Annotated in this window: 13 protein-coding genes and 1 tRNA gene; 6 read left to right on the top strand and 8 right to left on the bottom strand. The window is 46.1% G+C overall.

Going from position 1 to position 20,469, the window contains the following annotated elements; translation table 11 throughout:
• The first annotated feature begins 592 nt into the window (after positions 1-592).
• The 3 genes from ppsA (at position 593) to NDI33_RS13415 (ending at position 5,035) form a co-directional block, all read left to right on the top strand.
• The gene (gene ppsA / locus NDI33_RS13425) at positions 593-3,031 is read left to right on the top strand and encodes a phosphoenolpyruvate synthase (protein WP_190675982.1); all 2,439 of its coding nucleotides are present in this window, start codon (positions 593-595) and stop codon (positions 3,029-3,031) included.
• A gap of 115 nt (positions 3,032-3,146) precedes the next feature.
• Positions 3,147-4,031 (top strand): ChaN family lipoprotein, encoded by an 885-nt coding sequence (locus NDI33_RS13420; protein WP_190675980.1) that lies wholly within the window; start codon positions 3,147-3,149, stop codon positions 4,029-4,031.
• Positions 4,032-4,072: 41 nt separating this feature from the next.
• Positions 4,073-5,035, top strand: coding sequence for a PrsW family intramembrane metalloprotease (locus tag NDI33_RS13415; RefSeq protein WP_190675978.1), 963 nt, complete (start codon positions 4,073-4,075; stop codon positions 5,033-5,035).
• Positions 5,036-5,206: 171 nt separating this feature from the next.
• On the opposite strand, the gene NDI33_RS13410 is transcribed toward NDI33_RS13415, so the two are convergent.
• Positions 5,207-5,455 carry a hypothetical protein gene (locus NDI33_RS13410; RefSeq protein ID WP_190412071.1) on the bottom strand — a complete coding sequence of 83 codons (249 nt, stop codon included), beginning with the start codon at positions 5,453-5,455 and terminating at the stop codon, positions 5,207-5,209.
• 1,133 nt (positions 5,456-6,588) lie between these two features.
• On the opposite strand from NDI33_RS13410, the gene NDI33_RS13405 reads away from it, so the two are divergent.
• The gene (locus NDI33_RS13405) at positions 6,589-10,188 is read left to right on the top strand and encodes a PAS domain S-box protein (RefSeq protein ID WP_190675977.1); all 3,600 of its coding nucleotides are present in this window, start codon (positions 6,589-6,591) and stop codon (positions 10,186-10,188) included.
• A gap of 138 nt (positions 10,189-10,326) precedes the next feature.
• On the opposite strand, the gene NDI33_RS13400 is transcribed toward NDI33_RS13405, so the two are convergent.
• On the bottom strand, positions 10,327-10,911 hold the full coding sequence (locus NDI33_RS13400) for a DUF1802 family protein (RefSeq protein WP_190675975.1): 585 nt from the start codon (positions 10,909-10,911) through the stop codon (positions 10,327-10,329).
• A gap of 166 nt (positions 10,912-11,077) precedes the next feature.
• On the opposite strand from NDI33_RS13400, the gene NDI33_RS13395 reads away from it, so the two are divergent.
• A complete protein-coding gene (locus NDI33_RS13395) occupies positions 11,078-12,037 on the top strand; it encodes an aldo/keto reductase (protein WP_190675973.1) in 960 nt (319 codons plus the stop codon).
• 244 nt (positions 12,038-12,281) lie between these two features.
• Entirely contained in the window at positions 12,282-12,887 is a 606-nt protein-coding gene (locus NDI33_RS13390) for a hypothetical protein (RefSeq protein ID WP_190675971.1), read from the top strand.
• On the opposite strand, the gene NDI33_RS13385 is transcribed toward NDI33_RS13390, so the two are convergent.
• The 6 genes from NDI33_RS13385 to NDI33_RS13360 all read right to left on the bottom strand — a co-directional run bounded on the left by NDI33_RS13385 (position 12,884) and on the right by NDI33_RS13360 (position 20,468).
• Positions 12,884-13,774 carry an ATP-binding cassette domain-containing protein gene (locus NDI33_RS13385; RefSeq protein ID WP_190527660.1) on the bottom strand — a complete coding sequence of 297 codons (891 nt, stop codon included), beginning with the start codon at positions 13,772-13,774 and terminating at the stop codon, positions 12,884-12,886. The genes NDI33_RS13390 and NDI33_RS13385 overlap by 4 nt on opposite strands.
• A 163-nt stretch (positions 13,775-13,937) precedes the next feature.
• Complete coding sequence (locus NDI33_RS13380) at positions 13,938-14,711, bottom strand: ABC transporter permease (RefSeq protein ID WP_190675969.1); 774 nt, start codon at positions 14,709-14,711, stop codon at positions 13,938-13,940.
• Positions 14,712-15,174: 463 nt separating this feature from the next.
• Positions 15,175-15,246 (bottom strand) — tRNA-Val (locus NDI33_RS13375).
• 88 nt (positions 15,247-15,334) lie between these two features.
• A complete protein-coding gene (recG, locus tag NDI33_RS13370) occupies positions 15,335-17,845 on the bottom strand; it encodes an ATP-dependent DNA helicase RecG (protein ID WP_190675967.1) in 2,511 nt (836 codons plus the stop codon).
• 98 nt (positions 17,846-17,943) lie between these two features.
• Positions 17,944-18,873, bottom strand: a complete 930-nt coding sequence (locus NDI33_RS13365; protein ID WP_190412063.1) for a hypothetical protein — start codon at positions 18,871-18,873, stop codon at positions 17,944-17,946.
• Positions 18,874-19,295: 422 nt separating this feature from the next.
• Positions 19,296-20,468, bottom strand: a complete 1,173-nt coding sequence (locus NDI33_RS13360) for a hybrid sensor histidine kinase/response regulator (RefSeq protein ID WP_190527664.1) — start codon at positions 20,466-20,468, stop codon at positions 19,296-19,298.
• Between the last annotated feature and the right edge of the window lies 1 nt (position 20,469).

Genomic DNA, 20,469 nt, shown 5'->3' with positions numbered 1-20,469 from the left:
ACTTCGTTTATGTAGCCCCACGCTAGAAACGTGGGGGCGTATCTCAGCAATACAGGGCATGCTCGCTTGTAACATTCCCAATCTCCGATCGCAAACGCGATCGCCTACCCTTTTTGATTGCTCTACAACAGCTCCTCCTTTGCCCCCGAACTTCACAGAGATGGGGGAATTTTTTCCATTTGGTCTGCTATTTTGTTGTGCGTGCAAGAAGATAGGGAGGCTTTTATCGTTTTGCTTTGTACCTCGGTAAGGAATCAAGAGAACAATTCTCAGCCTACAAGGACTTGGCTGGAAATCGGAATTAATTAATTAAAGGGTAAAAAAGTTTGAGCAGGAAAGGCGAAAGTTATAAACTCTGTTTACCTTTATCCTCGATCCCTCAGTATTTATCCTGAATTCTTTAAGCTTTATTCCGACCTGTTATCGAGGACATTTTTGCTAATTGGCAGCTTTAATCTCTGGAAATTATAACCAAAACCGGCTGATTTCGCAGTGATCCCAAAGAAATTACAAAATTAATGAAGAAGTGATCTAATTTACCCATTCTCAGCCTCGCCATCGCTAGACTAAAGCTACAAAAGGAGAAAAAGCTATGGTTACAGCAGCGGCAGAAAGGTCATTGCACTTATCCAAAGAGCGATCGCTAATTCTCTGGTTCGATGAAGTTGGAATTATCGATGTCCCTTTGGTAGGCGGAAAAAATGCTTCCTTAGGGGAAATGATTCAGCAGTTAACCCGCCAGGGAGTCAATGTTCCCAACGGGTTTGCCACAACGGCGTATGCCTACCGCTATTTCATTCAATCAGCGGGATTAGAAGACAAGCTGCGATCGCTCTTTTCTGACTTGGATGTTGAAGACCTCGACAACCTGCGGGAACGGGGGAAAAAGGCACGAGCATTGTTAATGCATACGCCTTTCCCTGAGGAACTACGGACAGCAATTACCGCAGCTTACCAACAGATGTGCAAGCTTTATGGCTCTGACATGGATGTAGCTGTTCGCTCCTCTGCCACTGCTGAAGATTTGCCCGATGCTAGTTTTGCCGGTCAACAAGAAACCTTCCTAAACGTTCAAACCGCTCCAGGAGTTTTGGCAGCTTGTCATCGATGCTTTGCCTCCCTATTTACCGACCGTGCGATTTCTTACCGCCACATCAAGAACTTCGACCATTTTGATGTTGCGCTTTCCGTCGGGGTGCAAAAAATGGTACGTTCGGATTTAGCCTCCTCTGGTGTCATGTTCTCGATTGATACCGAAACCGGCTTTAAAAATGCCGCCTTAATTACAGCCGCTTACGGATTAGGGGAAAATGTAGTTCAAGGGGCAGTCAACCCCGATGAATATCTGGTTTTCAAGCCCACCTTAAAAGATGGATTCCGCCCAATTATTGACAAACGACTGGGCAGCAAAGAATTCAAATTAGTGTGCGATCAGGGGGGCTGTAAAATCACTAAGAATGAGCGAGTGCCCTTAAGCGATCAACGGAAATTCGCCCTTAACGATGACGAAATTTTGCAACTCGCCGAGTGGGCTTGCTTGATTGAAAATCATTACAGCGATGTCCACGGCAAAGATATGCCGATGGATATTGAGTGGGCAAAAGATGGCGTTACTAATGAGCTTTTCATCGTCCAAGCTCGCCCAGAAACAGTGCAATCGCAAAAGAGTAAAACAGTTCTGCGTAGCTATCATCTAGTAGGAGGGCAGCAGGCGGTACCTTTACTAACAGGGCGTAGCGTTGGAGAGGCAATCGGGCAGGGCAAAGCCAGAGTAATTCTCGATGCGAACAAAATTGATTTGTTCCAAGCCGGGGAAGTTTTAGTCACTGATAAAACTGACCCTGATTGGGAACCAATCATGAAAAAAGCTAGCGCGATTATTACGAATAAAGGGGGGCGTACCTGTCACGCGGCAATTATTGCCAGAGAAATGGGAATTCCAGCCATTGTGGGTTGCGGAAATGGTACAGATATTTTAAAAACAGGTCAAGAAATTACGGTTTCTTGTTCTGAGGGAGAAGAAGGACGGGTTTATTCCGGATTATTACCCTACGAAGTTCAAGAAATTCCGCTGGAGAACCTACCCCGCACTCGCACTAAAATTATGATGAATGTAGGCAATCCTGAAGAAGCATTTAGCCTCTCAGCGATTCCTAATGATGGGGTAGGATTAGCTAGGCTGGAATTCATCATTGCTAATCACATCAAAGCCCATCCTTTAGCTTTGATTTCTTACGACAAATTGGAGGATGTAGAAGCTAAAGAAAAAATTGCGGAAATGACGGTAGCTTATGAACACAAACCTCAATATTTTGTGGATAAGTTAGCTCAAGGAGCCGCCAGAATTGCCGCTGCTTTCTATCCCAATCCGGTAGTAGTGCGAATGAGCGATTTCAAGAGTAATGAATACGCCAATCTTTTGGGAGGCAGGCAATTTGAACCCAAAGAAGAAAACCCAATGCTTAGCTGGCGAGGGGCGTCTCGTTACTATGATGAAAACTATCGCGATGCTTTTGCTTTAGAGTGCCAAGCCTTGAAGCGGGTGCGAGATGAAATGGGTTTAACAAATGTTATCCCGATGATTCCTTTCTGCCGCACTCCCGAAGAAGGGCGCAAGGTGTTAGCAGAGATGGCGAAGCATGGCTTGGAACAAGGTAAAAACGGTTTGCAAGTTTACGTGATGTGCGAGTTGCCCAGTAACGTAATTATGGCTGAAGAATTTGCCGAAGTTTTTGATGGTTTCTCCATCGGTTCTAACGACTTAACGCAGCTAACGTTAGGTTTAGATCGGGATTCTGCGTTAGTGGCGCATATTTTTGACGAACGTAACGAAGCAGTGAAGCGGATGGTGAAGATGGCGATCGCTGCCGCTAAGAAAACGAATCGCAAAATCGGTATCTGCGGTCAAGCGCCCAGCGACTACCCGGAATTTGCTCGATTCTTGGTAGAACTGGGGATTGATTCGATCAGTTTAAACCCGGATTCTGTACTGAAGACGCTGTTGATGGTGGCGGAAGTTGAAGGGGTTTAACTCAATCGTTGCAACAACTGAACGTCAAGAAACCCGTTTTCCCCAAGAAAACGGGTTTTTCATGTAGCTGGAAATAAGTAAGCTGATAAGAATGCTCTCCTGCCACAATCTCTTTATGAAAAAATACTCATTTACCCAATTCTGCACTTGGTCGCTGTTTATTTTCCTCCTCTGTGCCTTGCCTGCTTATTCCCAAACAATCTCCAGCCCTCAAACGCAGCAAAGCTATACTGCACCCGAAGTTTTGCAACAACTTGCAAAGGTAAACGTCATTTATTTAGGGGAAACCCACGATAGCCCTGAAGATCACCAAGCTCAACTGGACATAATTCAGGAACTCTATCGGCGAAATCGGAAAATTGCCATTGCAATGGAGATGTTCCAGCGTCCCTATCAAGGCGTACTCGATCGCTATCTGGCGGGGAAGATAACAGAAACTCAGCTAATCGAACAAAGCGAATATAAAAAACGCTGGGGTTTTTCTTGGGAATATTACGCCCCAATTTTGGGTTTTGCTAAGGAAAAGAAACTGCCTGTCTTAGCCTTAAATACTCCCAGCGAAGTCACCCGCAAAGTTGCCCGACAAGGATTAGGAAGCCTGACAGCAGCGGAACGGCGCTATATTCCACCAGATGCCGAAATCCGTACCGATAATCCTGAATATCGCCAAATGGTACAACAGGCTTTTCAACAACATCAAGTCGCCGGTCATGGTTCCAGCGCCAACTTTGAGCGATTTTTCACTGCCCAAGTGCTGTGGGATGAAACAATGGCAGATGCGATCGCGCAGTTTCTAAAAACCCATCCAGATTATCAAGTCGTCGTGCTGGCTGGACAAGCTCATATAGTCTACGGCTATGGAATTCCCAGCCGTGTTGCTCGACGCTTGGGCAATAAAATAGTCCAACGCTCGATTTTACTCAATCCTACGGTAGAAGAGCCTGCACAAACTGATAAAGCGATCGCTGATTACTTTTGGGTAACAGTACCAGACAAGTGACTGAGGAATAAGTTATAAACGAATAAATTAAAGCTCTCTCTATGGATAGATTCTTAATCACAGCCATTCTAATAGCAATTCCTACATTTATTTACATCCGCATCGTGATTAGCATCGATCGGTTTGAGAAAGAACCGACACGCTACCTGATTGCGGCATTTTTGTGGGGGGCGCTGCCAGCAGTGGTGGGTGGCATCATTGTGCAATTAATTCTAAACGTACCCATCCAACTGATATTTGGTGCAGAAAGTCTTGGGGGTCAATTCATCACCACGGCTGTCAATGCACCCGTCACCGAAGAAATCCTCAAAGGCGCTGCTGTAGCAATTATTTACCTGTGGTATCGCAGAGAATTTGATGGCTGGGTAGATGGGATCGTCTATGGGGCGATGGCGGGTTTCGGATTTGCCTATGTAGAAAATATCCTCTACTTGCAGGGTACAAAGACGTGGGAAGAATGGGGACAGCTGCTGCTGCTACGTGTCATTGTCTTGGGCTTCATGCACGGCTTTTGGACAGCCCTCACCGGCATCGGTTTTGGTTTGGCACGCCATCGCCATAACCTGTTTACGAAAATACTGCTAATCTCTGGCGGGTTGATTGCGGCGATGAGTGCCCATTTAATCCACAATGGCGCACTGATTTTAGCAAAAGCCAGCGGTGGTGAGACCCTAGCGATCGCTTTGTGGAATTACGGGTTCCTGGCAGCTTTAATGATTGTTTTAGGGTTTGTCGCTGCCGATCGCGATCGCAAAATGCTTAAAACATACCTTAGCGACGAAGTTCCAACTGTAATTTCATCTGCTGACTACGAAGCACTCTGTAACAGGCGTTCCAACACCCTCGCGCGGTTGCGCGTAGCACCCAAACAACAACGCGCTTTCATTCAAACCGCAGCCGAGTTGGCTCAAAAGAAATTTCAATTATTTAAAATGGGCGAAGAAAGCGGTAACAGTACCGAAATCGCCCTACTCCGCAAACAATTAAAACAATTCAGAAATTAACGCTCTGTGCAACTTTTTCTTAGTTCTCAATTTATCTAGGATTGGGAGCTAAGAAATGTTTTAGATATCAATCAACGCTGCATTAGCAAAAACGGTCTCCAGAGACTTATGGGTAGCAGGCATTTCTACACTTGATATTGTTAATTTTCTTTGCTTGCTGGGTATTTTTTATCAGCTTTGCTCTGAATTTATAATAGAAAATTCCTGCGCCTTCTCACTAGGAACCAAAGTCCAGCCTGTCCGGATTAACTTTTGGTAAGTTGCCCAACCCCTAGAAATTCCTGGTTCGCGGTAGTCGGGTACAGCGTATTGCGGAAAGGCTGTGTAAGGTCGCCAAGGTTCATTGGGTTGATTTTGCAAATACAAAATCTTCTCATCATCCGTCGCAGACTTAGGCAACCAGGACATTTGTTTAGGCATCAGAAAACTCCTTTCTCAAAAAAAGGGGTGAACCCTTGAGCAGATTTTCTTGGGGTAAATGCTTGGAGAAAGCTTCCTTTAACATCCTTTAACAATAGCTGTCTATACAGCTCAACTAAGAGTTGCTGAGACGGCTCAAAGTCGCTCGACTTGATTTGACCGGAAAATCTCTTAGGATGAACTGCTGCTCCAAGTAAAGTTGGATTTATTAATCGTTTACAATAACATACCTCTAAAGAACTCACAAAATTTTTGCTCCACTCAAGCTCGCGCAATGTAGTTATAAAACTTATCACTTTTTTCTTGACAATTTATGCAAAATAGCTAATAGAAACTGGTAACTTAGCCTAGTTGTATATAGCGCCAATTGTGGAATAAGTTGTCTAGTAGCATTCATTCTTAACTCAACATCAATGCGATCGCTTTGACGCCGAACCGATTGAGACAAATTCTTCACGCCACTCCCCCAAGGTCTTTGACCTATGGCTATAATTACTTTTGCTCAAAGGTCGTTGCCAGTCGCTTTTTTTGGGGAAACATTGTCTTGGTAGCACAGTTGAGTCTCAGCCTATCGGGTGAATTCCCTTTCATTTAGCTCTCGCATCAGCAAATGCGGCAATGCACTTAATCGGTGTAAATATATAACAAGCAAGATGTATTCAGTAAAATATGAAACATAAAATTGATATGAAGTTATGAAAAAACCGCGTAGATGATTGCCAAATTCGCAAAAACGGGAACGTGTAACCCTTCTGAAACTCTATAGGATCTATATAGGCTCTAAGAAATCTAGGCACAAAACCATGCCTGGGGAATCGGACAAAATGCCCGACTGATGCTGGTCTGTCGGTAGTAAGTCCTTGTTCAAGGAGAAAGTTATAGCATATCAAAGTAGGCAAATGTCTTTTAGGCAAAAGGAGATTGCGATCGCGCAACCTATGTCGGTATACGCGGCATCCCCTGCCTTGAAGATGGAAGAAGCGGGAAAATGGTGAGCGTAGCTTCTTAAAGGTCTTCTACAGTCCAGAAAACTTATGAGCGATCGCATTCGTAACTGAAGAAGATAGAAGAAGCTAATCGTAGCACTGTACTTTGCAACGCGGCTAGTTATGATGAGCAGATTAAAACGCAGAATGTCTAGAGAGTTTGATATGCGGCTTAAAGCACAAACTCTAAAGCTTCTCAAAGCCAAAGAAGCGTTGCAAGCTGCATTAACCCGGTGTCAGCAAACAGAGGCGAAGTTGCACGAAGCTGATGAAGAGTTAGAAAAGCGGGTAAGAAACCGGACTGCGGAACTGGCGCAAGCTAACGAACAATTGCAACATGAAATCAATCAGCGCCAACAAACTGAGGCACTGCTGCGCCAAAACGAACAGATGTATCGGCGAATGCTGGAGGCGACGGGTGAAGGCATTTGGATAATCGATGCTGAGGGAAAAACGACATACGTTAACCAGCAAACCGCCGAAATGCTCGGCTATTCAAGTGAGGAAATTCTGGGTCGTTCTGCATTTGATTTCCTCTTTGAGGAAGACCTTGCTGAAGCACACTCGTATTACCAGCGGATGCAGCAAGGAACCCAACAAAAGCATGAGTGGCGTTGGCGTTGCAAAAACGATCGAGAGTTGTGGGTATTCGCTAGAACCAGTCCCCTCTTTGCCGAAAATGGTCAATTTCAGGGTGCAATCGGTATATTCACCGATATCAACAACCGTAGGCAAGTGCAAGAGGCACGCACAGAAAGCGACAGGTTCTTCCAGGCAACATTTAACCAAGCTGCTGTTGGCATCGCTCACGTCAGCATCGACGGGCAGTGGTTACTGGTTAATCAAAAACTCTGCGATATTGTGGGTTACACGCCAGAGGAACTCCGAGAGCGCACTTTTCAGGATATTACTCACCCCGACGATTTGAATGCGGATCTTGAACACGTCCGCCAAATGTTGGCGTCAGAGATTCAGACCTATTCCATCGAGAAGCGCTCCATCCGCAAAGATGGCTCTCAAGTTTGGATTAATTTGACTGTATCGCTGGTACGGGAACCAACGGGTGAGCCGAAGTATTTCATTTCGGTTATTGAAAATATTGACGAACGTAAGCAAGCTGAACAGGCATTAGAAAAATCTTTGAAGGAATTATCAGACATCAAGTTTGCTTTAGATAAAGCGGCGATCGCAGTAGCAACTGACGAGAAGGGAACGATTAACTATGTTAATGATAAGTTTTGTCAAATCTCTAAATATGCCAGAGAAGAATTGATTGGACAAAGTCATCGTTTGATCAATTCTGGATTCCATTCAAAAGAATTCTTTCAAAATCTTTGGGCAACGATTTCTGACGGAAAAATTTGGCAAGGGGAAATTAAAAATAGAGCGAAGGATGGCACTTGTTACTGGGTCGATACTACGATTGTGCCGTTTCTAAATGACCAAGGAAAACCGTTCCAATATTTAGCAATTCGATTCGATATCACGAAACGCAAGCAAGCAGAAGAGGCACTGCAACAAAGTGAGGAGCGATTGAGACTAGCTCTGGAAGCTGCACAAATGGGCATTTGGGACTGGAACATCCTCACGAATCAAGTGACCTGGACTGACAACAATGAAAAGCTATTTGGTTTGACTCCAGGTAGCTTTGAGAAAACCTATGACGCCTTCCTTGGATACATTCATCTGGAAGACCGCGAATCCGTACAGCAAGCAGCAATTCGTGCCTTGGAAGAAAATCAGGGCTACGAACAGGAATTTCGCATTGTCTGGCCTGATGGCAGCATTCGTTGGATGATGACAAAAAGCCAGTTGCTGTGCAACGAAACAGGCACAGCGGTGCGGATGATTGGCACTACTCTGGATATCACCAAACAGAAGCTCGCACAATTCGCTTTAACGCAGCAGACTGAACGACAGCGATTGGTAGCAGCGATCGCTCAACGCATTCGCCAATCTTTAGACTTAGACGAGATTCTCAATACAACCGTCACTGAAGTCCGAGAATTGCTCCTGACCGACCGGGTAATCGTTTACCGTTTCCAGCCAGACTGGAGTGGAGTCGTGATGATGGAATCGGTCGGTTCTGGGTGTAAGTCTCTCCAGGGAAGCACCATCTCAAAACCACTAGGAGACATTTATGTCCAGCGCCACCAACAAGGGGAAATCACCGCGATAGAAGATATTCATACCGCACATTTAGATAAATATCATTTTGACCTACTGGCTGAGATTCAAGTCAGAGCGACTTTGATAGTCCCGATTTTGCAAAGAGGCAGGGACGAAATCTTCACCGTCGCGGAAAATACGGGAGCAAATGCGGTGTTTTGCACCACTTCCCCTACGCCTATTCTGTGGGGGTTGCTTTGTGTCCATGAGTGTTCGCAACCCCGACAGTGGCAGCAATTAGAAATTGACTTACTCACTTCATTAGCGAATCAGTTAGCGATCGCCCTTGAGCAAGCGGCACTGTTTAAGCAGGTGCAACAGATGAACTCCAATCTGGAACGCCAAGTGCAAAAACGTACTACCCAATTGCAAAAAGCGCTCGGCTTTGATGCGGTGCTGAAGCGCATCACAGACAAAGTCCGCGATAGTCTGGACGAAAGCCAAATTTTGCAAGCAGCGGTTAGGGAGTTAGCACTCTCTTTCAACATGAGCAGCTGCCATGCTTCGCTCTACAACTTGGAACAAGAAACTGCCACGATTTGCTACGAATACGCCGCCTCAATGCCTTCCTCGAAGGGTCGCGTCTTGCAAATGGCTTCTTTTCCGGAAATTTATCGACCCCTCCGGCAAGGGAAGCATTTTCAATTGTGTTCCTTCTCTGGCAACTCTATCCACGGTCAGGCATCGATGTTAGCTTGTCCGATGTTCGACGATCAAGGAGTCCTGGGGGATTTGTGGTTATTCCATCACCCAGATTATACCTTTAACAATCTGGAGATTCGGCTGGTCAAACAGGTAGCCAATCAATGCGCGATCGCAATTCGTCAAGCCCGACTTTATCAAACATCCCTTACCCAAGTGCAGGAACTGGAGAAACTCAATCAACTCAAAGATGACTTCCTCAGTACGGTTTCCCACGAATTGCGGACTCCTATCGCCAATATGAAAATGGCGATCCAAATGCTCAAGGTTTCTCCGACAGGCGATCGCTCTCAGCGCTATCTACAAATATTGCAAACAGAGTGCAACCGAGAAACTGAGCTAATCAATGACCTTCTAGACTTGCAACGGCTAGCAGCTGCGTCTTATCCCAGCTTTCTTGCCACGGCAATCGATCTACCAGAGTGGTTGCCGAATATTATTGAATCCTTTCGCTCCCGCATACAGGAACGCGAACAAATCTTACAGGTTGATATTCCCTCAAACTTGCCCACCCTAGTCTCGGAATTAGCCAGTGTGGAGCGAATTTTGACAGAGTTGCTCAATAATGCGTGCAAGTATACCCCACCAGGAGAACGCATTACAGTAACAGTCCGTGCCGCTTCGGCAATGATGCAAATCAAGGTGAGCAACTCTGGGGTCGAGATTCCGCCTGATGAGCTACCCCGCATTTTTGACAAGTTCTACCGCATTCCCCGTGCCGATCGCTGGAAGCAGGGCGGAACTGGTTTAGGATTAGCGCTGGTGCAGAAACTCACCCAACATTTAGGCGGCATTCTTCGAGTCAGGAGTGCTTCTGAAGAGATAACGTTTACTTTAGAGTTACCGCTGACACACCCGATGTCTGGTAATGGGTAATCTGTCCGGTTTCCATAATAAAAGAACCCCACCCCGCTTGCGAGGAGGGGAGCCGGAGCCGCAGGAGATGGCGGGGTGGGGTTCCGGAGAATTACGGCGAATTAGCCAGATTTGACATAGCGGATAATGGAATACCTCTCACCAATTAGCTATTTGCCGAATTGTTGTGATTTGCTGGGCATATTCTGCATCATCTAAAACAGGTTTTGCATCCTCAATTGCGATCGCGCTTGCAAGATCGATCCACGACTTGCAACCTCCATATTCCGGGCGGTAAGCGATAATCTGCGCTTGAGTCAGTTTGTAAGTGCGTAGTAGCAGCACATAAATCGGCTGACGCGGCTTCCATTTGAGGCGATCGCTGACAAATTGCTCGTTCCAAATATGGTACGGTAGCAGCCCTCTCACCGCTGATTCTTCACTCACAGGCAAAATATCAGTAATTTCAGCCCAAGCACCGATTCGGATGGTTTCTGGATGCCAACCGGAGGCGACGGGTTGCACCAGATTGGAATATTCCGCTTTTAGCAAATCGGGCTGTTGATGTTCATAAGTTGGGTAGAGCAAAACTTCTGCTTCGGCAACGGTGAAGCGGTTGTTTTCCTCGCGGATGCCGCCTTTGCGTAGCAGCATAATCGTTTTGCCTTGTTCTAAGGCATCGACAGCAACCGCCCATTCTTTGAGGGCGTGAGGCGTGGTTTTGGTGGTCGTCGTGGATTGCATAAGTCTCGGATATTCTAATTCCAGGCTAACAGCGACCACACGACAGGTCAGTTAACATTGTTACTTTGATGCTGATTTGATGTTGAAAACGAAGCAAGCGATCGCATCCCCTTCCCCCAAGTGTTGCCTAATATGAAGACAGAAGCCGATAAACCAGGATTGACGCATGGAAAAACGACACTTAGGCACTTCTGACATTCAAATCTCTCCGATTGTCATGGGTACATGGCAAGCTGGCAAAAGGATGTGGGTGGGAATTGAAGACGCCGACACGATAAAAGCAATCCGGGTGGCATTTGATGCCGGTATCACTACAGTTGACACCGCTGAAGTCTACGGCGAGGGGCATTCTGAGCAGATTGTCGCCCAAGCGCTATCAGATGTGCGCGACCAAGCGGTTTATGCAACCAAGGTTTTTGCCAATCATCTCAAGTACGACCAAGTGATTGAAGCGTGCGATCGCTCTCTCAAAAACCTGAAAACCGACTATATCGACCTATACCAAATTCACTGGCCTTCTGGGGTGTTCAAGAGCGAAATAGTCCCCATTGAAGAAACCATGAGTGCCCTCAACCATTTGAAGGAACAAGGTAAAATTCGGGCAATTGGTGTTTCTAATTTCTCCCGCGCCCAATTGGAAGAAGCCGCCCAGTATGGACGCATTGATAGTTTGCAACCACCGTATTCCCTATTTTGGCGCTGGGTGGAGAAGGATGCCATGCCTTACTGCGTTGAAAACAAGATTTCAATTCTGGCTTATTCGTCTCTCGCTCAAGGATTATTAACTGGAAAATTCGGTTCCGATCATCAATTCGATCCAGCGGATAATCGTGCGAAAAATAAGCTTTTTCAAGGGGAGAACTACGAACGCGCCCAGCAAGCTTTGGATAAACTGCGTCCGATTGCCGAACGCCATCAGTGTAGCCTTGCTCAACTGGCATTGGCGTGGTTAATTGCCCAACCACAAACGAATGCGATCGCGGGTGCGAGAAATACCCAACAAGTCGTAGACAACGCTAAGGCGGGTGATATTAAACTATCGACTGATGAATTGCAGGAAATTGATGCAATTGGGCGGATTGTCACCGATCGTCTAGACGATAGCCCCATCATGTGGAATTGGTGATCGGAACGCAGAGAATTTTTCGCATCAGAATTTTAGGGAGTCAGCCGTGAAAGTGCTGTATCGGGATGAGCCAACAGTAGCGATCGCGGTGGCTTTCTCCTATTTTCTCTTATTTAATTAGCAGATTTAAAAATAGAAAATTGCTTGTGGAGAACCATCACGTTATTTTTCTTACGGTAATAATTCGTAACTGCTGGCGCGAAGCGTGTATCTCTATTGAAGAGATAGCGTTTCTGGTTAAATTATGGCAAGTTACCGCTCTGCTTTTTGGGTCAATAGTTTCTCTTTCCTAGCAGTTATTGCTTTAATTGTCTATACCCAATTCTTGGGTTCTCCAGCAGGAATACTATTCGAGCCGCCGCTTGCCCCAGCCGATCCGAATGCGGGTTTGTTAACTCATACGTTCCAATTATTATGTGCGGTACCGCCCATTGTTTGCACTTTTAGTTTTGGATTGCTGAGAACGATTCAACGACAACAAACGCGAAATTCATTTATTCTGTATTCGGCAATCATAACTGGAGGGTTTCTCATTAATGAAATTTTTCGGATTCACATTATTCTTTTAAGAGCAGGAATTCCCAAGTTAATAACCATCGTCGTATATGCGATAGCGACCTTGGGATACGGATTAGCTTTCAGGCGGAAAATACAATCAACACCATACATTCTGCTACTAAGTGGTATCGGTTTATTATTTAGCGCGATCGCCGTGGACTCGCTAAAGTTAAGCGGCGATGCAGTTCCCGCCTTGCTAGAGGGTGTCCCAAAGTTGTTCAGCGAAATTAATATTGCACTTTATTTTTGGCTGGTCTGCTACACAGAAATATTGCGATCGCGCAATTCTTAACCCTGCGTCACTTCAACATAAATATGCTCTAACCGTACAGGTTGCCGAGCAATCGAATCGAGAGGAATTCCATCAAAACAGGAGATAATTTCTTTTAGTTCTAGATGTTCTGGTAGCCAAAAAGCTAAATCATTCCCATAACGCCGAGGAGTGAAATTATATTTTTCCGCGCGAGCGATCGCTTGCTCCTCCTCCGGCGTCTCCACCACCACAACTTCCACTGCTGGCACTAATTTTCGCAGCTCTGTTAGACTTCCCTCCGCCAAAATACTACCCCCTTTAAGAATCCCGATTTTTTGACAAAGGCGTTCGGCTTCATCTAATAAATGAGTCGTGAGCAGAATTGTAATCCCCTGATTTTTCAGATTCCGAATTAACTCCCAAATTTCGTAACGCGCTTCAATATCCAATCCAGTCGTGGGTTCATCCAGAACGATCAGCTTAGGCTGATGTACCAAAGCAACCGCAATATTTAACCGCCGCTGCATTCCGCCACTCAACGTTTCCACCGGACTTTTTGCTCTATCTAATAAATTAACAGCCGCTAAACTTGCTTCTACCTGTTGACGCCGCTGCTGATTTGTTAAGCCATAAATTCGAGCAAAGAAATGTAGATTTTCCTCACAACTTAGGGTTTTGTAAAGTAAATTTTCTTGCGGTGCAACCCCTATCAGATTTTTTGTTGCGTTTGAGACAGGTTGGTTATTAATCTTAATTTCTCCACTATCCGCCCGTAATAAATTACAAATTATATTAATCGTTGTGGTTTTTCCCGCTCCATTGGGTCCCAGTAAACCGTAAATTTCTCCAGGGGGAATATGCAGCGTTAATTCCTGTAAAACAGCTCGTGTTCCGTAAGATTTATTTAGCTTCTCAATTCGTAGCACAATATTCCCTAATTGATTACAAGCTGAACGATATTCTTTAAACACGGAATGTAGCAAAAAACTCGTCAAATACGCTAAGAATAAAATTAAACTTTGCTGGCTTTTGCGTAAAACCTAGCATAAATTTACGTTAGAAAATATATACATCCCCCTTTTTAAACAATCACAGTCTCCTTTCAACACTCAACATCCGCTGGTAGGATAGCCATCCCCCTAAAACCATTAAAATTGCAAATACGCATAAAAACCAAAAGTGAGATGCAATTTCTTCCAATCCACTGCCGTCAGCAGACACACCGATTAGTGCCTCATTCATGTGATAAATTGGATTAAACTTAGCAAGTTCTAGCAGCGTTTTTGAAAACAGCGAGGTTGGTAAAAAGGCCCCTCCTAAAATTAATAAAGGCACCCCAAATGCTGCTACTAAAGCATTGACATCCTCCGTGCGACGAGCAAACTGCGTACCGAGAATAAACCCAACACCAACATAGGAAATAATACTCAGAAAAATAATCAGTATTCCTAGCACAATCGAACCCTGAAACTGAGCATTCCAAAAAGCAGCAATCGTGTAAACTAAAATGGCTTGACCGACACCAATGCAGCTATGAGCTAGGAAAATTCCTAAGAAATAAGACGTTCCGCTGAGTGGTGAGATAAAAAGACGTTTGAGGGTTTGCTGTTCTCGCTCTGCAACCACAGTTGCTACACTACCACCCAAGCAACTAAAAAATAGTGCAGCACCCACCAGTGTTGAGGGAGCAGCCTTTTCAAAAGCCTCAGCCATAGACAGCTTGGCATTTTCTGCCAGAATAACCCCATTAATCAGCAAAACGGAGACTGGAAAAATACACCAGAAAATCAGGCTGCGTCGCCGTCGTAATAATTCAATCAAAATTCGCTGGCAAACTGCCAGCGTTTCACGCCCGTATTTCATGGTGAGAAGTTACCCCAATACCGGATAAGTTAATTATTAAGGTACGCTTTTTCGCAACCTATCTGTAGACGCACGACTACTTAATATGTTCGGATCGCTGCTGCTAGGATATTAAAACACTCTCGCTTTCCCAAGCCTCGGCTCACAGTTTTTCAACAAGAGACGCATAGACTTGCCGCAACTTCAAATCGGTGATGAGTGTGGTAGTGGTAGGGGCTAGGTTGGCTAGCTTAGCTTGTTCCGATGCTGCTTTGACAACTTTTTTAGGTAGAGAAAAATCGACTCAAGCCTGAAAACCCTTTCGCTATTTGGGATGGGATAGCAGTCAGAATTGTAGATCGCACTATCTAGATAGATAGTCCTTGCAACAATGATATTGATTTGTCTTGATGACATATAATCCGTCTCAGTGATAACAATCTGTCACTGATGACAAATAATTAGGCACTGTACATTTGTTAAATGGGCGATACTGGATTTGAACCAGTGACCCCTTCCGTGTGAAGGAAGTGCGCTACCACTGTGCTAATCGCCCTTAGGTTTTTAAGTTTATCACAGGCATTCACAGCCAACAACCCTTCTACACAAAGGAAGCAGTTATTTGATTCAGCGATCGCTGTCAATCATGTTAAGATTGCTCCACCCATTAAGCGCTGGTAACGATAATCTAACTCAGCTTTTAATAAGGGCGATCGCTCTAAGTTGGCATCTTGTGCCATCACTCTCTCGGCGGCATCCCGCGCGATATTCAAAACTTCCTGATCTTCCACCAAACTCGCCAAGGCAAAATCTGGCACCCCAGACTGCCGAGTTCCCAGCACTTGACCGGGACCGCGTAGCCGCATATCCATCTCGGCAATAAAAAAGCCGTCTTGGGATTGTTCTAATACATTGAGCCGGTAACGAGCATCTGCGGTTTTGGTACTGCTCATTAGAAGGCAGAAAGATTGAGCAGCACCGCGACCAACGCGCCCCCGCAACTGGTGTAACTGCGATAAGCCAAAGCGTTCGGCATTCTCAATCATCATCACCGTTGCATTCGGCACATCCACGCCCACTTCAATCACCGTGGTGGAAACAATGATTTGAGTCTGGTTATCGCGGAACCGGGTAATTGCCTCATCTTTTTCCGCTGAAGTCATGCGACCGTGCAGTAATCCGACTTGGAACTGAGGAAAAACACTTTCTGAGAGGCGCTGATGCTCCTCCACTGCCGAACGCACATCCAACTTTTCCGATTCTTCAATCAGGGGCAAGACGATATAAGCTTGACGCCCTTGAGCAACTTCGCGGCAGATCAAATCGTAGGCATTGGTGCGTTCTTTGCCCGTGAGTACGGTCGTATGAATTGCTTGCCGACCCGGTGGCATCTCATCAATCTGGCTCACATCCAAATCCCCATGAACTGTCAGCGCCAAGGTGCGGGGAATTGGCGTGGCGGTCATGGTTAATACATGGGGTTGTTCGCCTTTTTGCTGCAACAACGCCCGTTGTTCCACTCCAAAGCGGTGTTGTTCGTCAATCACGACTAACCCCAACTTATGAAAATTAACTTTCTCTTGAATCAGGGCATGAGTCCCTACTAATAGAGGCAGTTCGCCGGTTTCTAGATGGGCATGAATTTGGCGGCGTTTGGCAGTTTTGGTGGAACCTGTCAGCAGTTCTACAGGCAAGTACAGAAGATTGAACCAACTGACTAACTTGCGATAGTGCTGTTCTGCCAAAACTTCAGTGGGAGCCATTAGCGCCGCTTGGTAGCCGGATTGAATCGCGGCGAGGATTGCAATGACTGCCACGACCGTTTTCCCAGAACCGACATCGCCTTGCACCAACCGATTCATCGGGGTGGATGACTGCAAATCGTTGAGGATGTCGTTCAGTACCCGCTGTTGGGCACCTGTTAATCGAAAAGGCAAAACTTGGTGGAATTGTTCAATCAGCTTCCCTCTGGGAGCCAAGATAGCGCTGGACTGCTTTTGGCGTTGGGCTTGGCGACGGAGGAGGAAACCCAACTGAAGGTAGAAAAACTCATCGAAGACTAAACGGCGACGGGCGGCTTCCTTGGCGGCACTGTCGGCAGGAAAATGGATGTTGGCGATCGCATCCGACAACTTCATCAATCCATACCCATCCCGTAAAACCGTGGGTAAAGGATCTTTGAGCTGGGCGGCGGCGGGGAGAGCAGCAATGACCGCCTGTCTCACCATATCTGCCGCTACGCCCTCTGTTAGGGGATACACCGGCACCACTCGACCAATGGTGTGGGAGTCAATCGGGTCTCCAGGGTTTGCCAAAACTTCCAGTTGTGGATCGTCCAAAGTCAGACCATATTGACTTTTTTTCACCAAGCCAGAAGCCGCCACGACTGCGCCTTGGGGATATCGATTTTTTATCCCTTCTTGCCAGCCGCGATTGCTGTAGCGAGAACCGGCAAAAAAGCGGCTGAGGCTGATTTGACCCGTGCGATCTTTCAGCACCACCTGCATTATGGTTAATTTCTTGTTTTTTGGGCTACTAAAACAAGTACAGCGCTTCACCGTTCCTATCAGTGTCACCGTTTCACCCGATTCCAGCTCAGAGATATTCACCTGACGCGCATAGTCAATGTGGTCGCGGGGGTAATAAAAGAGGATATCCCGCACCGTATGCAGATCCAGCTTGGCTAAATACCCGCCTTTTCTAACTCCCACATCTGGCAAACTGGTCAGCGGTTGGTCAAGAGAAATCGCTGCGTTGGACTGGACGAGGGGCGTGGTGCGCGGGGCTTGAGTATCGGGGGATGGGGGCGATTTAATTGTCTCTACTTGCTGCTGATTGTCTTCATTTCGCTGATGCGATCGCGATCGCGCTTGCCTCTCCATGACTTGTTGCATCTGATGGAGAAATCGGCGCGTTTCCAAGACCAAGTGTTGTCGCTGGGAGAGGGTGAGGTTCGGGTAACGGGCAAACTGAGACGCCATCTCTTGCCACCGATGTCGCTCTATCAGCGGCAAAAAAGATGGGGTTTTTCCGAACTCTAGGCTTAAGAATTCACTGAAGCGATATTGTTTCCCCATTAAGTCCGTAAAGCCCCGTTCTGCCTCGACTGAAAGGGCTTTCTGCAATCGCAGCCAATCCGGTGATTCTATTTGCATCTTCTCTCCCCTTTTTGTTAATTGCTAGTAGCGAATGGCTGATTACCCGCCAATAGCCGTCCTCACCCGGATATTGTCAATCCTCACGACGATTCCCATTATTCTTCAAACCAACAGGCACGCCAAGCCGCTTCTGCCGCAGCCACAGTGCGCTCTCGTTGCTTCTTCTGAAATTCTCGGCGCAGGGTGCTAAGCCGTGCGCTGAGGGTCCGAATCTGGTTGCGTCCTGCCATTACCGTTGAATCAGCAAATTCAATCTCAGATAACCGCAGATGGATGGCGATAATCGGTATTAAAGGAGAGTTTTGTAAAGTCGGGAGATTTGACGTTTCTACCGGCTCATTTTCTATTTGAACCACAAATTTTAAAAGATTGGGGCGTCCCACCACAGGCTCACCAGATGGCTCCGCTCTAACAGCAGCTTCCAGAACAGCTTCCGGAAAGTTTTTCGGTAATATCCCCACTTCCTGTAGTAGACGATTGCTTTGGCAAGAAAGAGCGAGCAAGGTTTCGCTCATGGCGTTTTCCACCGCTTCCTGCCATCGAGCCAAATCCTCTGGGTTGTTTGTCGGGACGTTAGAAAAGGTAAAGCGACTGGTTGAGCGATCGCGATCGCTATTGAGACTTGGGGTGTCGAGAGTGTCTTGTGGTGCTAGCATCTCGATGGCTAAGTCATCAGTCGGGGTAGGGAAATCCTCTTCTGGAGAGGGTTCTTGGGATAGTCCCCCGCGCGATGTTTCAGCAGGACGGCTTCTTTCAAGGTTTCGCAGTTGGGGTTGAGCAAGCCTTGCCTGTTGCTGAAGGTTCTGTTGCAATTGTTGTCGTTCTCTAAGAGACAGACTCAGAAACGCTTCCGGATAGACTTGGGTGCAAAGATAATAACTCGCCACGATCAACTGCTGCCGCATGGCTTGTCCTAAGGCAGTCAGATAATCGTTGTAGGTATCGTGGAATTCTATAGCGATCGCTTTGATTGCTTCTTCCAGCGCTGCCATATCCCGCTCAATTTCCTCTACTCTTCTCGCCATTGCTGCTTACATCTGTCAATCGGGACGGTACGGGCGTACAGATGTACTTCCCTACTTTAGAATACCGATTCCTCGTCATTCGGTCATTCGGTTATTCGTCTATCGGTCAGAAGCAACAGACGAATCCCTATTGACTAACGACTCATAATAACGCGATGTAGAACTAACTTTGAGATTGACCCTAAACCACTTCCCTGGTATCAAAGAGCCTCTAATCGCCCCTCTCCTTGCCGCCGATACCCTACTCCCCTATAACCTTTGAAATGCTTACCTAAAGAGCTTTAAAGCGATCGCCTTTGTGATAATTTATTCGTGAAACGGTATCCGATAGATAGGCAGTAGTGTCAGGGCGTGGCAAAAAAGCTACCGATTCTCCATTTCCCTCCCTGTCGGTTCGCTGAAATTCACCGATTTAGCCGCCTCTATTCTGATAACGCTGCTTCTCCAATCAACGGCAGCGTCACCGTAAAACTCGTGCCGACTCCGACTTCACTCATCATTGAAATCTCGCCCCCATGTGCCTCCACACACTTTTTGACCATCGCTAATCCCAACCCAGTGCCAGGAATTGTGCCGACGTTTCTAGCACGATTGAAAGGATGAAACAGCCGAGGTTGATCTTCTTTGGGAATGCCAATTCCTTGATCTTGAATCTGAAAGATGACTGTTTTCTCGTGGCTTCTTAGTTCAAAACGCACTGTGCCGCCTTCCGGTGAATACTTAATCGCGTTAGCGAGTAAATTATCTAAAATATGCCGCAGTAGGGTTTCATCCCATAACGCCTCTCCCAAGTCCTCTTGACAAGTGAAAATAAGTTGATATTTGTCAAGTGTAAAGAGTTGCAACTCTTCGACCAATTTGTGACAGAATGATTTCAAATCAAGGGGAATCAGTTGGCACTGAAGTTGCCCTGAATCAGCTTTCCCGATAAACGTAATTTCATCTAATAGCTGAGCCAGATTTTTAATTGCTGAACGAATCAGTTTGAGATGAGTATGTTTTTTCTCATCGCTCAGTTTTTGATCGTAGTCTTGGAGCAATCCAGCAGAAAGGAGAATCCTATTCAGAGGATTGCGGAAATCGTGAGAAAGCATAGAAACAAATTCAGATTTAGACTGATTGATTTCTTTGGCTTTCACTAGCTCAGCCGTTCGTTCCTGAACTCGGATTTCTAACGCCTCATTAACTGTTCGTAATGTTTCCGAAACCTGCTTTCGCTCAATTGCATAGCACAAAGAGCGCACTAGCACCTCTACATTAACTTGGCGCTTAACCAGATAATCTTGTGCCCCCTGTCGGACTGCTTCTATCGCTAATTCATCGTCATTCGTATTTGTCAGCACAACAATCGGTAAGCCAGAAGCGTGGCTGTTTAGGGGAGCTAGAGAACACAAACCTTCACTGTCAGGTAGGGTCAGATCCAACAAAATTACATCAAAGCAATCTTCATTGAGTCGATTGAGCGCTTCCCTCAATCGTTTGACATGCACCAGACTAAACTGTTTGAACTTGGCTTGTTTCAGAAGCTCTTGCAGGAATCTGGCTTCTGCCAAGTTATCCTCAATCAACAAGATTTTTATTGAGCTTCCAGGCATA

The organism is Trichocoleus sp. DQ-A1, assembly GCF_039961955.1.
GTDB lineage: Bacteria > Cyanobacteriota > Cyanobacteriia > Cyanobacteriales > FACHB-T130 > FACHB-T130.
This window is presented reverse-complemented; position numbering and strand designations above follow the sequence as displayed.